13 protein-coding genes are annotated in these 14637 nt (G+C 67.4%); 7 read left to right on the forward strand and 6 right to left on the reverse strand.

Annotated elements, in window-relative coordinates; all coding sequences use genetic code 11:
- Positions 1–120: 120 nt before the first annotated feature.
- From AC5ZH6_RS09815 to AC5ZH6_RS09830, 4 genes are all read right to left on the reverse strand, one after another.
- Positions 121–1686, reverse strand: a complete 1566-nt coding sequence (locus tag AC5ZH6_RS09815; RefSeq protein ID WP_006371597.1) for an APC family permease — start codon at positions 1684–1686, stop codon at positions 121–123.
- Entirely contained in the window at positions 1686–2588 is a 903-nt protein-coding gene (locus AC5ZH6_RS09820; RefSeq protein ID WP_006371596.1) for a universal stress protein, read from the reverse strand. The genes AC5ZH6_RS09815 and AC5ZH6_RS09820 overlap by 1 nt, the downstream gene beginning before the upstream one ends.
- Before the next feature lie 148 nt (positions 2589–2736).
- Entirely contained in the window at positions 2737–3639 is a 903-nt protein-coding gene (locus tag AC5ZH6_RS09825) for a universal stress protein (protein WP_006371595.1), read from the reverse strand.
- A 165-nt stretch (positions 3640–3804) separates the two neighbouring features.
- A complete protein-coding gene (locus tag AC5ZH6_RS09830; protein WP_006371594.1) occupies positions 3805–5655 on the reverse strand; it encodes an NAD(P)/FAD-dependent oxidoreductase in 1851 nt (616 codons plus the stop codon).
- A 184-nt stretch (positions 5656–5839) separates the two neighbouring features.
- Here AC5ZH6_RS09830 and AC5ZH6_RS09835 point away from each other — a divergent pair, with 184 nt between their 5' ends.
- From AC5ZH6_RS09835 to nucS, 3 genes are all read left to right on the forward strand, one after another.
- On the forward strand, positions 5840–7069 hold the full coding sequence (locus AC5ZH6_RS09835) for a helix-turn-helix domain-containing protein (RefSeq protein ID WP_035728495.1): 1230 nt from the start codon (positions 5840–5842) through the stop codon (positions 7067–7069).
- An 85-nt stretch (positions 7070–7154) separates the two neighbouring features.
- On the forward strand, positions 7155–8591 hold the full coding sequence (gene glsA / locus AC5ZH6_RS09840) for a glutaminase A (RefSeq protein WP_006371592.1): 1437 nt from the start codon (positions 7155–7157) through the stop codon (positions 8589–8591).
- A 100-nt stretch (positions 8592–8691) separates the two neighbouring features.
- Positions 8692–9390, forward strand: coding sequence for an endonuclease NucS (gene nucS, locus AC5ZH6_RS09845; protein WP_014359649.1), 699 nt, complete (start codon positions 8692–8694; stop codon positions 9388–9390).
- A gap of 18 nt (positions 9391–9408) precedes the next feature.
- Here the strand turns inward: nucS and AC5ZH6_RS09850 are convergent, their stop codons facing one another.
- On the reverse strand, positions 9409–10488 hold the full coding sequence (locus tag AC5ZH6_RS09850; RefSeq protein WP_014359650.1) for a coiled-coil domain-containing protein: 1080 nt from the start codon (positions 10486–10488) through the stop codon (positions 9409–9411).
- A gap of 81 nt (positions 10489–10569) precedes the next feature.
- Positions 10570–11055, reverse strand: coding sequence for a methylmalonyl-CoA epimerase (gene mce, locus AC5ZH6_RS09855; RefSeq protein WP_006371589.1), 486 nt, complete (start codon positions 11053–11055; stop codon positions 10570–10572).
- Positions 11056–11135: 80 nt separating this feature from the next.
- Here mce and AC5ZH6_RS09860 point away from each other — a divergent pair, with 80 nt between their 5' ends.
- The 4 genes from AC5ZH6_RS09860 to AC5ZH6_RS09875 all read left to right on the forward strand — a co-directional run bounded on the left by AC5ZH6_RS09860 (position 11136) and on the right by AC5ZH6_RS09875 (position 14550).
- Positions 11136–12365, forward strand: coding sequence for an acetyl-CoA C-acetyltransferase (locus tag AC5ZH6_RS09860; RefSeq protein WP_006371588.1), 1230 nt, complete (start codon positions 11136–11138; stop codon positions 12363–12365).
- Between the two features lie 184 nt (positions 12366–12549).
- Positions 12550–12915 (forward strand): DUF3817 domain-containing protein, encoded by a 366-nt coding sequence (locus AC5ZH6_RS09865; RefSeq protein WP_014359651.1) that lies wholly within the window; start codon positions 12550–12552, stop codon positions 12913–12915.
- A 43-nt stretch (positions 12916–12958) separates the two neighbouring features.
- On the forward strand, positions 12959–13267 hold the full coding sequence (locus tag AC5ZH6_RS09870) for a thiamine-binding protein (RefSeq protein WP_006371586.1): 309 nt from the start codon (positions 12959–12961) through the stop codon (positions 13265–13267).
- The gene (locus tag AC5ZH6_RS09875; protein ID WP_035728493.1) at positions 13264–14550 is read left to right on the forward strand and encodes an MFS transporter; all 1287 of its coding nucleotides are present in this window, start codon (positions 13264–13266) and stop codon (positions 14548–14550) included. Before AC5ZH6_RS09870 ends, AC5ZH6_RS09875 begins: the two co-directional genes overlap by 4 nt.
- The last annotated feature ends 87 nt before the right edge of the window (positions 14551–14637 follow it).

Below are 14637 nucleotides of genomic sequence, written 5' to 3' on the forward strand. Positions count from 1 at the left end.
CCCTTATTACTCGAGGCCCGGTCGCACACAGCTCGACCACACATGTATGTGTGCCGGCTCCGACGTTGTGTGCCCTGCAGGACACACAACGCCGAAGTCGACACACAAACTCCCACCGACTTACTGCGCTGGTACCGATTCCTCGGGCGTCGTGCGTGGCAGTGTCTCACCGCGGAAGAACGCAGGATGGCGTGCGCGAAGATAGATCATCACCACAGCACCGACGGCGAGCAGTCCGAATCCGATGTAGAAGACCAGGCCGATACCGAAAATGGACGCGCCACTGCCATTGTCGGGATTCATGCTCTCGCCGACCGAGATGACGAACACGACGATGAGAGCGAGTCCACCGAGAAACGGGAACAGCAAGCGGTAGACGAAGTTCCGTGCGGACGAGAACAGCGTGCGCCGGAAGTACCACACGCAGGCGAATGCGGTGATGCTGTAGTACCAGCAGATCATGATGCCCAGGGCGGCGATCGTGTCGATCAATGTGCGTTCGGACAGCACCGTCACCACCGTGTAGAACACTGCCGTCACGATCCCGGCCACCAGTGCGGCGAACGCCGGCGACAGGAATCGCGGATGGATCTCGGCGACCTTCTTCGGGAATGCGCCGTACGTGCCCATCGCGAGCATGGTGCGGGCGACGGGGAGAAACGTCGTTTGCAAGCTCGCGATCGATGACACCAGGATCGCGGCGAAGAGCAACAATCCGCCCCATCGACCGAGGATCGGTGTGGCCAGGGCACCGAAGACGTTCTCGGCGTTGGCCTCCGAACCCAGACCGACCCCGTCGGTGCCGACGCCGGCGTACATCATCACCGCGACCGCGACCAGCAGATAGGTGAGCAGGATCGACAGGACACAGAGGATTCCGGCGCGCCCCGGGGTGCGTTGCGGGTCCTTGCACTCCTCACCGAGGGTGAGACAGGTGTCCCACCCCCAGAACGCAAAGATCGAGCCGGTGAGTCCGACGGCGAATGCCGAGATCGTCAAACCGGTGAACGGGTTGAACCAATCGATGTCGAAGGACATGCCGGCGGGGGCGTCGCCGGCGCCGACCTTGACGAAAGCGATGATCGCGAAGGCAAACAGCACGATGATCTGAAAGCCCACGAGCACGTACTGGATACGTTCGCTGGTGGTGATCCCGTGCATCGACACCCAGGTGGCGATTGCCAGGAGAACAAGCGTGGTGAGGATGTTGACGAGCTTGTTCGTTCCGAGATCGGCGATCGAGGGGCGGTCGGCGATCTGGGCGATGATCAGGTAGAAGAATTGCACGCCGATCGCCGCCAGATTCGAGAGCACGATGATCGTCGCCACCACCATGCCCCATCCACACATCCAGCCGACGTAGGGCCCGAAGGCCTTGGTCGACCAGGTGAACGAGGCGCCACAGTCCGGGGTGTCGGAGTTGAGCTCACGGTAGGCGTAGGCGGTCAGGAACATCGGGATGAACCCGGCGATGAAGATCGCCGGCATCTTCAGACCGACCGCTGCGACGATCAAACCGATGCTGGCGGTGAGGGTGTAGCCGGGAGCCACCGTCGAGATCCCGAGGATCGCCCCGGAGAGCACACCCACCTTGCCGGTGGCGAGTCCCTTCTCGTTGGCGAGGTGGGAGTCGGGAATCGTCGGGGTGGCAGCGGGGCGAGACACGGCGGGATCGTTGGGTTTCATCAGGCGTCCTTCGGAACGACGATCATCGGAACCGACAACGCGCGCAACATCTTTGCTGCAGTCGAGCCGAGGAACAGGTGGCGGGGCTGGGCGAGTCGGCTCGAACCGACGAAGATCAGGTCGCCGTCCTCCCAGTGCAGCGAGGTGATGGCGTCCTCGGTGGTGCGGGCGGGTACGACGGCCGAGGTGATCGGATGGTCGTCACCGAGCTCGGCGCGTGCCTGGGCGAGGACGTCGGCGAGGTGGGCAGCTGCGGCAGCGCGCGCGGCATCGTCGTCGGCGTCGCGGCGCCAGGGGGTCACGTGGTCGTCATCGGTGACCAGGGAGACCAGTCGCAACGGCAATCCGGTACGGGCGCACGCGTCGACGGCGGCACGCACCAATGGTGCGGTACCCGGCCGTCGGCCGATGGCACAGGTGATCCGACGCGGTGCGCACGCCATGTCCCGGCTACCGCGTGGCGTCAGCACCACCGGTGTCGTCGACGCGTGCAAGACGTCGTTGACGACCGACCCGAGTGAGTGGCGTCCGACCAGTCCGCCTCCGGAGCCGCCCACCACGATCGCCGCGCAGTCGGTCGCCTGTGCTTCGGCCACCAGTCCTTCGGCGGCATTGTCGTGGAAGGCGACCCGGGTGGTGGCGGTGACGTCGTCGGGAACCCGGTCGGTGGCTTCAGTGAGCCATCGTGTTGCCTGTTCGTCGAGGATCTCCGCGAAGTCGGCGTTGCCGGTGGCTGCGATCTGTGCCGTCGCAGACGGCGGCGGCAAGACCATGCAGACGTCGAGGTCGGCGTGCAGGGATCGTGCGAGGACGACGCCGAGTGCCAGTGCGTCCTGTCCGCCCGGCGTGGACAGGTAGGCGACCAGCAGTGTGCGGCCGGTGGTCATGATGTGGGCTCCCATCGGTCAGGGTTCGTTACGTCGGATCCGCCCGTTTCGGATCACGAACCCCACTGTGCGCCGCATCACGTCCGGAACGCACCAGCCACCGTGTCGAATCGACGCCCCTGCCGCTGGACATCATGGTGAAGCCACTCGGGAGGGTGTCCGCTCAGTCGGGATCCTTGGGTACCACGACCATGGGAATGGCCAACGCACGCAGCATCTTCGACGCCGTCGCCCCGAAGAACAGTTGCTGTGGGCGAGCGAGGCGGCTGGAGCCGACGAAAATGATGTCCTCGGCGGTCCACTCCAGCGATGCGACGGCATCCTCGATGGTGTCGCCCGTGATCACCTCGGAGGTGATCTCCTGACCGTCGGGCAGTTGTGCGCCGATGGTCGCCACATGCTCGGCGAGCTGTTCGGTGGCGTGGGCCACTGCTTGTTTCTCGTCATCTCCTGTCTTGTCACCGTCGCGATGGGCCGTGGCATCGTCGCTGGTGACCAACGAGACCAGACGCAAAGGGAGACCGGACCGCGAACACGCGTCGACCGCGGCGCGCAGCAGTGGTGTCGCCCCGGGCCGGCGGCCGATGGCACAGGTGATCCGACGCGGCGGGCGGGCGGTTTCCTGTGCCCCGAGCGGCGTGATCACCACCGGCTTCGTCGAGATGTGCAGCAGGTCGTTGACCACCGATCCGAGTGCGTGACGTCCTCGGATGCCCCCTCCCGAACCGCCGACGATGATGGCCGCGCTTCCGGTCGACTCGGCCTCGGCCACCAGGCCCTCGGCGGCGTTCTCGTGAAAGGCGATGTGCCCCTCGGCGACCACCTCGTCGGGAATGCGGCCGACCGCCTCCGACAACCAGTCGGCGGCTTGGGCGTCCAACATCTCCGTGGTCTTCCGGACCGGGTCGGCGTCGGCGCCGCCGTCGCCGCCCTGCGGTGGTGGGGGCAGGACCATGCAGACGTCGAGTGCTGCATGGAACGGACCGGCGAGAGCGATCCCGAGGGCCAGCGCGTCCTCGCCGCCCGGCGTCGGGAGATAGGCGGCGAGCAGTTTGCGGGAGGGCATGGCGGCTCCGATCGGCGGTGTTCGGGGTGTGCGCTTCGATGCTCTCACTCTCGCGCGCCCGGCACACGCGTCTGGCACACGCGTGTGGGTTCGGAAACCGGACACGACGCGAGCCGGGCCGCCGCGGGGATTCCCGAAGCGACCCGGCTCGGCGTCGGCGGCAACTCAGCTCAGATGATGGACCTCTTGCAAGCCGTACACCGGGGTGGGAATTCCCTCATACCGCGCCTTGAGCTGCAGCGCCAGATACAGCGAATAGTGCCGCGACTGATGCAGATTGCCGCCGTGGAACCACAGACCGGGCTGCTGCGTCGGCTTCCACATGTTGCGCTGTTCGCCTTCCCACGGCCCGGGATCCTTGGTGGTCTCGGACCCCAGTCCCCACACCTTGCCGACCTTGTCGGCGATCTCCTGGCCCATCAGGTCCGCGGCCCACCCGTTCATCGAGCCGTAGCCGGTCGCGTAGACCACGACGTCGGCCGGCAACTCGGTGCCGTCGGCGAGAACGACACTGTTCTCGGTGAGATGGTCGACGTCGCCGTGCTCGAGTTTGATGGTGCCGTCGGCAACGAGTTCGCAGGCGCCGACGTCGATGTAGTAGCCCGAGCCGCGCCGCAGGTACTTCATGAACAGGCCCGAGTCGTCGTCACCGAAGTCCAGGTCGAAGCCAGCCGCCTCGAGGCGAGCGTAGAAATCCTTGTCGCGTTCGCGGATCTGGTCGTACAGCGGGATCTGGAACTCGTGCATGATCCGGTAGGGCAACGAGGCGAAGGTCAGGTCGGCCTTCTTGGTGGTCATCCCGCCCGCCACCGCCTGCTCGCTGTACAGGGCGCCGAGACCGATCTCCATCAGCGAGTCGGATTTCACGATGTGCGTCGAGGATCGCTGCACCATGGTCGTATCGATGCCGTTGTCCACCAAAGCTTTACAGATGTCGTGCGCGGAGTTGTTGGAGCCGATCACCACCACCTTCTTGCCGACGTAGCCGTCGGGCCCGGGGTGTTGACTGGAATGGTGCTGCTCACCGGTGAACACGTCCTGGCCGGGGAAGGTGGGCACGTTGGCCTTGCCCGACATACCGGTCGCCAGGACCAGCTGATCGGGGTGCAGGGTCAGATGCTCGCCGTCGCGATCGATCTCGACGGTCCAGCGGCCCTCGTCCTCGTCGTAGGTCGCCGATTCGCACGTCGTCTTCGACCAGTAGGGCACTTCCATGACCCGCGTGTAGAACTCGAGCCAGTCGCCGATCTTGTCCTTGGGTGCGAAGACCGGCCAGTTCTCCGGGAAGGGGAGATACGGCAGGTGGTCGTACCAGACCGGATCGTGCAGGCACAGCGACTTGTAGCGGTTGCGCCACTGATCGCCGGGGCGATCATGACGGTCGATGACGATCGACGGAACGCCGAGCTGGCGTAGTCGGGCGCCGAGTGCGATGCCGCCCTGACCGCCACCGACGACGAGGACATACGGCTGACGCGTGCGCCCCAACTCGGCCTCCTCGTCGGCCTTGCGCTCCGCCCAGGATCGGGTGTCGGGGTTGGATCCGTGAACCGCTCCCATGACCCGGGTCGGGCCGCTGTGTTCCTCGTGGCCCTTGAGTTCCTGCAGGGTCGTCAGCAGGGTCCACGCCTGGTCCTCGCCGGAGTCGGCGTCGGGTCGTAGACGCAGATGCCCGACGCCCCGGCCGGTCGCCGTCTCGAACTCGATGAACGCCGAGACCACCCCCTCGTCGTCGGTGGCCGGTTCGCTGGTGGCAAAGCCCGACGGGGCGGTGTCGGAAAGGCGCTCGCCGAGCATGTCGGCAATCTGCTCGCGGCCTTCGACCGTCTTCAGATTCCAGGTGAACGACACCAGGTCGCGCCAGAACGAGTCCGTGGCGAACATCGAGGTCACTGCCGGGATGTCGCGTGCGGCGAGTGCGGTCTCGAATCGATCGAGCCACCGGGTGGCGCGCTGTTGTGGTGTGGGCGGTTGGTCTGCGGCGGTCGCCACATCGGGTTCGAGTGTCTGGGTCATGCCAGCTCCCTTCGGTCATCTCTGATGTGACTCACAGCACACGCGCCGTCGATGCGTGACGGCAAGGGTTGCATCCCGTTGCGACGTGCGGGGCAGTTGCGACGTGCGGGGCACGGGACTGCAACCCGATGCAACCCCGGTGGTGTCTTTGCGAATCGGCTGTGACCGAGCGCACAATCGTGAGGTGTCGACACTGCCAGCCGGACTCGAGCCCGCCGTCGCCGCCGGCGACGATCCGCGCCAGTTCGCGGCTGTCCTCTCGGCGGTGTACGACGCAGCGATGGCCGGCGACAAGCCGCCGGCCCGTCCCCGCCAGGTCATCAGCGAATCGTGGGGACGTGTCCTCGGCGCCGGGGTCGACCCAGACCACGGTCCAGATGCGGCAACTCTCGACGTGGCCGAGATCGAGGTGCGTCGAAACGAGTCGGGACTGCACGAGGTCCTCGACGACCTGACCTTCGGCCTCGATGCGGTGATCTCCGACGGCCACAACATTCTCGTCGTCGCCGACGCGGCCGGGCATGTGCTCTGGCGCAGCGGTGCCAACCAGGTGCTGCATCGGGCCGACCGGCTCGGTTTCGTCGAGGGTGCGTGCTGGGCGGAATCGTCGGTGGGTACCAACGCAATCGGCACCGCCCTCGAGTCGGGGCGGGCGGTTCAGGTGTTCTCCGCGGAGCACTTCGTGCGCACCCATCACACATGGACCTGTGCGGGTGCGCCCATCCGCAATCCACGCAGCGGCGACGTGCTCGGGGTGGTCGACGTCAGTGGTCCGGCGGCCACGATCCACCCGACCACGCTGGCCCTGGTCGACACCGTTGCCCGGCTCGCCGAATCCCGGCTGCGCGAACACCATCGACGCGTTCTCGACCAGCTCCGGGCGGTCGCCGCGCCCATACTCGCGCGGACCGAGGGTCCGGCCATGGCCGTCGACCGCGACGGCTGGGTGGCCGCAGTGGGATCGGTGGCACCGCGGGCGCGACTGAGCATCCCGACGGGACTCGCACCCGGCCGCACGGCCGTACCCGACCTCGGCCTGTGCGAGATCGAACCACTGCCGGGAGGATGGCTACTCCGGACGGTTGAGGCCACCGATCCGAGTCGGCCCACCGAGGTGGTGATCGGCGCCGACGGCACCGGCGTGGTGGTGCGCGTCGAGGGATTCGCCGGCAGCTGGACCCAACGCCTCTCGCCTCGGCATGCGCAGATTCTCGGTATGCTCGCCGCCGCGCAACCCGGTGGGCTTCGTGCGGCCGAACTGTCGCAGAACCTCTTCGGCGTCGCCGACCGCACGATTACCGTGAGAGCCGAGATCTCCCGTCTCCGTAAGCATTTCGGTGGTCTGCTGTGTGCCAACCCGTACCGCTTCGCTGACGGTGTGGTGGTGCGTGACACGCGTTTCGCCCCGAACTGATGGGCGGCGCCCGCCGTCGATGTCAGCGGTCCGCCTCGCCGCGGGATCGGCGCGGGATGACTGCCGCACCGGATAGATTGGTGCCGTGCCGATCTCCCATGTCCACGGATACCTGCGCCACATCATGGATGAATGCGCGCCCGATCGTTCCGGAGCGGTTGCCGACTACATCCCCGAACTCGCCGCCGTCGACGCCGATGGCTACGCCCTGTCGATGTGCATGCACGACGGCAACACCTATTCGCTCGGTGACGTCGGCGTCGAGTTCACCATCCAATCGGTGTCCAAGCCGCTCACCTATGCGCTCGCGCTGACCCGCCTCGATGTGGCGGAGGTGGATGCGAAGATCGGCGTCGAGCCGTCGGGTGAGGCGTTCAACGAGATCAGCGTGGACGAGCGGCGCCGTCCGCGTAATCCGATGATCAATGCCGGCGCGATCCTGGCGTCGTCGATGCTGTTGCCGCCGGTCCGGTCGCTGCCGGCCGGTGCCGTGGACAAGGCGTTCGACGAACTCGTCGAGTTCTACTCCGGTTGCGCCGGGCGACATCTGACGATCGATGAGCAGGTCTACGCCTCCGAGGCCGCCACCGGTTCCCGTAATCGCGCCATCGTCTACATGCTCGACAGTTTCGGCGCGGTCGACACCGACCCCGAGGCGGCCCTCGACCTCTACTTCCGTCAATGTTCGCTGCGGGTGACCAGCGACGACCTCGCCGCGATCGCCGCGACGATCGCCGCGGGCGGGGTCAATCCGCGCACCGGTCGGCGGGTGCTGAGCAACGAGGTGGCCCAGCGGCTGTTGAGTGTGATGACCACCTGCGGCATGTACGACGGCGCAGGGGACTGGGTCACCTCGGTGGGTCTGCCGGCCAAGAGCGGGGTCGGTGGCGGCATTCTGGCGGTGCTCCCCGGCCAACTCGGGATCGGTGTGTACTCACCGCGCCTCGATCAGCACGGCAACAGCGTCCGTGGTGTCGATACCTGTCGCCGGTTGTCCCGCGACCTGGGCCTGCACATGTTCAATGTGACGCGCGAGAGCCGGGTGTCCATCCGGTCGGTGTACTCGATCGGTGAGTTCGAGGTCGGCGCGGACTGGGACGAACTGCAGCGCAGTTACCTGCGAACCTGTCGCGACCGGGTACGGGTATATGAACTGCAGGGGGATCTGACCTTCGCCGGCGCCGAGCGTGCCCTGCGTCGCATCGAGTCCGATCTCGACGACCTCGATGTCGCAATCGTCGAGATCTCGCGCGTCGGGGTGATCGATCCGGTCGCCCGGACGATGCTGCTCGGTATCAAACACACCACCGATGTGCGCGGGCAGCGCGCCATGCTCGTCGATCCCGATGGCGTGGTACGGGAGAGCGTGGACAGTCATCGCTCCGACTTCGTGGTGCCGAATCTGAATGCGCCCGAACAACTCCGGGGTCTCGATCCCACCCTGCCGCACGTGCACTCGACGATGGAGGCCGCGGTCCGCGACGCCGAGGAATTCCAGCTGGAGTCCTTTCGGCGCCCGTGACGTGTGCGTGTTTCGGCCGCGGATCACCGGACGGGATTTCCGCCGCCGCACTCGGAGTGGGGTTCTTCGAGACGTGGGGCGAGCAGTTAAGCTGCCGACTGTGCGTCTGGTGATCGCGGAATGCCAAGTGGACTATGTCGGACGGCTCACGGCCCATCTGCCGATGGCGCGTCGGTTGCTGCTCATCAAGTCCGACGGGTCGGTGAGCGTGCACGCCGACGACCGCGCATACAAGCCGCTGAACTGGATGAGCCCGCCCTGCTGGCTGGCCGAGGAGCCGGTGCCCGAAGAGGTCGCCTGCGCGCACGACGAGGTGGTCGCCTACTGGGTGGTGACCAACAAGGCCGGTGAGGAGTTGCGGATCACCATCACCTCGATCGAACACGATTCGACCCACGAACTCGGCGTCGATCCGGGACTGGTGAAGGACGGCGTCGAGGCCCATCTGCAGGAGTTGCTCGCCGAACACGTCGAGACCCTGGGCCCCGGCCACACCCTCATCCGCCGGGAGTACATGACGGCGATCGGCCCGGTCGACATCCTTGCGCGCGACGCCGACGGCGCGACCGTCGCAGTGGAGATCAAGCGGCGCGGCGAGATCGATGGTGTCGAGCAGCTCACGCGGTATCTCGAATTGCTGAACCGCGATCCGCTCCTCGCCCCGGTGAGCGGGGTCTTCGCCGCGCAGCAGATCAAGCCGCAGGCGCGCACCCTGGCCCAGGACCGCGGAATCCGTTGTCTCGTACTCGATTACGACGCACTCCGCGGGGCCGAGAGCACGGAGTTCCGACTGTTCTGATCGGTTGTGCTCAGCCGATCAGTTCTGCTCGACCTCGAGTGGGGCGGTATGGATCGGTGCGGTATCGGCGCGCTTGCCTGCGTGGCGGCCGTTGTGGCCGGTGGCCTTCTGGAACGGCTCGGTGTCGATTTGCGCGTCGCGTGACAACAGGGTGTTGAGCAGTTCGGCGTCGCTGTGTTCGGACGCGGTGGTCAGCTCGGCATCGACCTCGGTGTTCAACAACGCCGGGAGTTCGGCGAGACGCTCGGAGATCCGCGAGAACTCGGAGACGATCTCGTCGCGTGCCTTCGTGACGCGGTCGCCGAGTTCGCGCGAGCGCGCCACCCGTTCGGTGGCGATGGCCCGCGCGGTGCTCTCGATGTCGGCGGCGAGGGCGTTCGCCTCGGATCGCTGGGCGGACAGTTCCGCGTCGTGTTGAGTCCGCGCGTCCTGCAACTCCTGTGCCGTGCGGCGCCGGAGTTCCTCGGTCTCGGTGCGCGCCTTGGTGAGGATCCGTTGCGCCTCGGCCTTGGCTGCGGCCATCGTCTTCTCGTGTTCGGACTCCATTGCGGCGGCGCGGTCGGCGCGTTCGGCGGCGGCGCGTTCGGCGTCCGCGGCGGCCTCGGCCTTGATGGCGTCGGCCTCGTTGCGCGTCTTCGCCGAGTACTCGTCGGCGTCACCGACGATCTTGCTCGCCCGGGCGCGCGCGTCGGCGACGATCCGCTGGGCCTCCTCGGCGGCGTTGCGCTGGGTGTCCTCGGCCTCCTGGCGAGCCACGGACACCGTCTCGGCCGCTTCGGCACTCGCCTCGGCACGCATCTCCGAGGCCTCGTCGGAGGCCAGCTGCAACATCCGTGAGAGCCGTTCACTCATGCCGGTGACCGACGTCGGCGGCACCGACAGCTTGTCGACCTCGCGGCGCAACTCCTCGATCTCGTCGCGGGCATCGGCCAGGTGCGCCGCGAGTTCGCGGGCATGCGCGGTGGCCGCGTCGCGATCCGCGGCCAGCACCCGCATGTCGGCGTCGATGCGCCGGAGGCGGTCGGCGACCTGTTCTCGGTCGTACCCGCGCATCACGATCGCGAACGGTAACTGCTGCTTGGGTGCAGGGGCTGACATGCGGGCCAGTCTAATCGCAGCACCCGCACGTGCCGAGGAGGACGAAGGTCCCTCCCCGGCCACGCAGACGACCCGGTGGTCTCAGTGGGCGGACGCCGCGGGCTCGACCAGTTCGAGGAGCACCCCGCCGGCGTCCTTGGGGTGTACGAAGTTGATCCGGGAGCCGGCGGTGCCGCGACGCGGCTGTGGGTACAGCACGCGGACGCCGTTCGCGGTCAAGCGGTCCATCACCGCCGCGACGTCGGTGACCCGTACCGCGAGCTGCTGCAGGCCGGGGCCGTTGCGATCGAGGAATTTCGCGATGGTCGACTCCGGGGTCAGCGGCGCGAGGAGTTGGATGACGGCACCGTCACCTCCTTGCGGGCCGATCATCGCCTCACGCACGCCCTGCTCGTCGTTGGTCTCCTCGTGGAGCTCGACGAATCCCAGATTGTCGGCGTACCACTGCTTGGCGGCGTCGAGATCGGGCACGGCGATGCCGACGTGATCGATCGCGAGGACGAGATCGGAGATCAGTGCGGCCGGGGATTGGGCGGTGGTGGCGGGGTCAGCTGCGGAAGTACTCATGGCCTAACGGTAGCGTTAGAGGCGACAAAATACAGAGCGACCGCTCGGTTGGTGCCGCGGTCAGAGTCGTGGAGGTCCTCATGTCCCCAGATCAGACGACGTCGGTGATCGTCGCCGGCGCACGCACGCCGTTCGGCCGGATGCTCGGCTCTCTCAAGGGTTTCAGTGCCGTCGACCTCGGTGCCATCGCCATCAAGGGTGCGCTCGAGCGCTCGGGGGTGGCCGCCTCGGAGGTTCAGTACGTGATCATGGGTCAGGTCCTGACCGCCGGTGCCGGACAGATGCCGGCACGCCAGACCTCGGTCAAGGCCGGCATCGGGTGGGACGTACCCGCGCTGACGATCAACAAGATGTGCCTGTCGGGAATCGACTCGATTGCACTCGCCGACCAGCTGATCCGCGCCGGGGAGTTCGACGTGGTGGTCGCCGGCGGTCAGGAATCGATGACCCAGGCGCCGCACCTACTGCCGGGCAGCCGTAGCGGCTTCAAGTACGGCAACACCGAACTCGTCGACCACATGGCCTACGACGGCCTGTTCGACGCGTTCACCGACCAGCCGATGGGTGCGCTGACCGAGCAGGGCAACGACCTCGGGGCGAGCGGAGCGACGGGGAATGAATATCGTGGGTTCTCCCGCGCCGAGCAGGACGAGTTCGCTGCGCGCAGCCATCAGCTCGCCGCCACGGCCTGGAAGAACGGTGTCTTCGCCGACGAGGTGGTTCCGGTGTCGATCCCGCAGCGCAAGGGCGATCCGATCGAGTTCGCCGAGGACGAGGGCATCCGTGCCGACACCACCGCCGATTCGCTGGCCGGTCTGCGGCCTGCCTTCCGCAAGGACGGCACCATCACCGCGGGCAACTCCTCGCAGATCTCCGACGGGGCGGCCGCGGTCGTCGTGATGAGCAAGGCCAAGGCCACCGAACTCGGCGTCGACTGGCTCGCCGAGATCGGTCCGCACGGCGTCGTCGCCGGTCCGGATTCGTCGCTGCAGCAGCAGCCCGCGAATGCCATCCGCAAGGCCTGTGACCGCGCCGGGATCGCGCCGACCGACCTCGACCTCATCGAGATCAACGAGGCGTTCGCGGCCGTCGGGCTGGCCTCGACGAAGTCCCTGGGCGTCGATGAGTCGATCGTCAACGTCAACGGCGGGGCGATCGCCGTCGGCCACCCGATCGGCACCTCCGGAGCACGCATCACCCTGCACCTGGCGCTGGAACTGCAACGGCGCGGTGGCGGCGTCGGCGCCGCGGCGCTCTGTGGCGCCGGTGGACAGGGCGATGCGCTGATCGTCCGGGTTCCCAAGGCCTGATCTCCAGAGCCTGATCGCCAGAGCCTGAGCGCCGGAGGTCTGAGCGCCGGAGTCTGATCTCCCCAGGTCTGACCTCCAGGGCCTGATCGACACCGCAACCATCCCGTGGTGCCCGTGATGTGGGTCACGTCGGATCGCGTACGGCTACTACGGGATGTCGTAGGTTGTCCGCGGCTCCGGCACAATGGAGCGCATGAGGCAATTCTTCGACCTGTCCACGCCCGCCAAACGATTCCGCTTCGTCGCCGTGCTCGAAGCCATCACGTGGGCGGCGCTGCTCGTGGCGATGTTCTTCAAATGGGTGCTCGGCCACGACGAGGCCGTGCAGATCCCCGGCATGACGCATGGGATCGTGTTCATGGTGTTCGTCGTGGTCTCGCTGCTGACCGCGTTCTCCCTGCGCTGGAGCGTGAAGGTCACCGGGCTGGCCCTGTTCTCGAGTATCCCGCCGTTCGGGACCCTGGTCTTCGAGTGGTGGGCCCGGCGCAACGGACACCTCGCCGAGCTGTCGGTGTCGGAGTCGACGAGCAACGCAGCGGCCGCTGCCTGAGATACTCGGCTGCCTGAGATACTCCGCTGATGGGGACGCAACGATGATCGTCGCATTCAGCATCACGCCGTCGGGCGGCGACGCGGTCGAGGACGACGGCGGCATGAGCGCCGCGGTGGCGCAGGCGGTGCGCGTGGTTCGCCACTCCGGACTGCCGCACCAGACGACCGCGATGTTCACCTACATCGAGGGTGAGTGGGACGAGGTGATGGCCGTGGTCAAGCAGGCCACCGAAGCTGTCGCGGCGCTCGCCCCGCGCGTCGGGCTCGTACTCAAGGCCGACATCCGGCCGGGGCACACCGGCGAATTGGCGGGCAAGGTCGCCCGGGTCGACGCCCATCTGGAGAATTGACCGATTCCGGGCGGTCGACGGCGCCCGAGCATCTGGGTCGATCTCGTGCCGGTGTGACCGCGATCTTCTGCCTCAACGGCTTTCTGGCCGCGCTCTGGGTGGCCCACATCCCGGTCATCACCGAACGCACCGGCACCTCGCACGAGTTGTTGGGCGGGTTGCTGTTGCTCGTGGGCGCGGCGGCCTTCGTCGGGATGCAGGTGTGCGGGCATCTGATCGACCGCGTCGGCTCGCGACCCACCACGATCGCCGCAGCGGTCGTCCTGTGCCCGGCCATGCTGGGTCCGGTCCTGGCCACCGACCCGGTCGGCCTCGCCTGCGCGCTCGCCCTCTTCGGGTTCGCCAACGGTTCTCTCGACGTGTCGATGAACGCGCAGGCCGTCGTCGTCGAACGGATCTATCGACGCCCGATCATGTCGGCGTTTCACGGTTTCTTCTCCGTCGGTGGACTTCTCGGTTCCGGTGCGGTGGCCCTGGGGCTGTGGATGCAATGGCCGGTGGTGGCGACGGTGGCGGTGCTCGCCGGCATCGGGCTGGTCGTGGTTGCCGTCGCGGCACGGGGAATCGTCGCCCGGGGTGGTGCCCCGGTCTCGGTTTCGGCGCAGGGCGCCCCCGGCGGTGACGCCGACACGGAGTCGCCCCAACCAGGGGTCCCGGCCTCGCCGGATGCCCCACGCGCCCGGTGGTGGCGCGAGGTGGACCTGCGACGCCTGTCGGTGATGGCGGCATTGGCGTTCGTGCTGATGCTCGCCGAGGGCACGTCGTACGACTGGAGTGCGTTGCACATCGTCGAGACCTTCGGCACCCGGGAGGCGGTCGGCGCCATCGCCTTCGCGAGTTTCAGCGCGGCGATGATGGTCGCCCGGTTCGTCGTCGATCCCATCGCGGCACGTGTGGGACCGGTGTCGGTGGTGCGCGGGGGTGCGGTCATCGGAGCCGTCGGGATGGTCATCGTGCTCGTCCCGTCGACGCCGACCACCTCCTCGGCGATCGCCGCGATCATCGGATGGACGATCTTCGGGATCGGACTGGCCGGGCTCATCCCGCAGATCTTCACCGCCGCGGGCAATCTCACCGAGCACTCGAGCGGGCGGGCGATCTCGATGGTGGTGGGCTGTGGCTATCTCGGCATGCTCGCCGGGCCGGCGATCGTCGGCGTGATCAGCGGCCACTCGAGTCTGCGTCTCGGCCTCACACCGGTGTTGATCGCCCTCGCGTTCGCGGTCGTGGCCGCCGGGGTGGTCGCCGCGCCCGACAGAGGTGAGCGCACCTCACGCGCGTGAGCGCGACGCGCGGTCATGACACACTGTAGGGGTGAGCAGACCTTCCAACAGGGCACAGGCAGCCGCAGCCCAGCAGGCGGCCGCAGC

This window comes from Gordonia sp. YC-XJ4, from assembly GCF_059511865.1.

What these genes read in the sequence shown, in the direction of transcription:
- AC5ZH6_RS09870 (WP_006371586.1), top strand. Translation starts at nt 12,959, where the DNA reads ATGATCGTCGCATTCAGCATCACGCCGTCGGGCGGCGACGCGGTCGAG.
- AC5ZH6_RS09825 (WP_006371595.1), bottom strand. Translation starts at nt 3,639, where the DNA reads ATGCCCTCCCGCAAACTGCTCGCCGCCTATCTCCCGACGCCGGGCGGC.
- AC5ZH6_RS09865 (WP_014359651.1), top strand. Translation starts at nt 12,550, where the DNA reads ATGGAGCGCATGAGGCAATTCTTCGACCTGTCCACGCCCGCCAAACGA.
- AC5ZH6_RS09850 (WP_014359650.1), bottom strand. Translation starts at nt 10,488, where the DNA reads ATGTCAGCCCCTGCACCCAAGCAGCAGTTACCGTTCGCGATCGTGATG.
- AC5ZH6_RS09820 (WP_006371596.1), bottom strand. Translation starts at nt 2,588, where the DNA reads ATGGGAGCCCACATCATGACCACCGGCCGCACACTGCTGGTCGCCTAC.
- AC5ZH6_RS09815 (WP_006371597.1), bottom strand. Translation starts at nt 1,686, where the DNA reads ATGAAACCCAACGATCCCGCCGTGTCTCGCCCCGCTGCCACCCCGACG.
- AC5ZH6_RS09860 (WP_006371588.1), top strand. Translation starts at nt 11,136, where the DNA reads ATGTCCCCAGATCAGACGACGTCGGTGATCGTCGCCGGCGCACGCACG.
- AC5ZH6_RS09830 (WP_006371594.1), bottom strand. Translation starts at nt 5,655, where the DNA reads ATGACCCAGACACTCGAACCCGATGTGGCGACCGCCGCAGACCAACCG.
- mce (WP_006371589.1), bottom strand. Translation starts at nt 11,055, where the DNA reads ATGAGTACTTCCGCAGCTGACCCCGCCACCACCGCCCAATCCCCGGCC.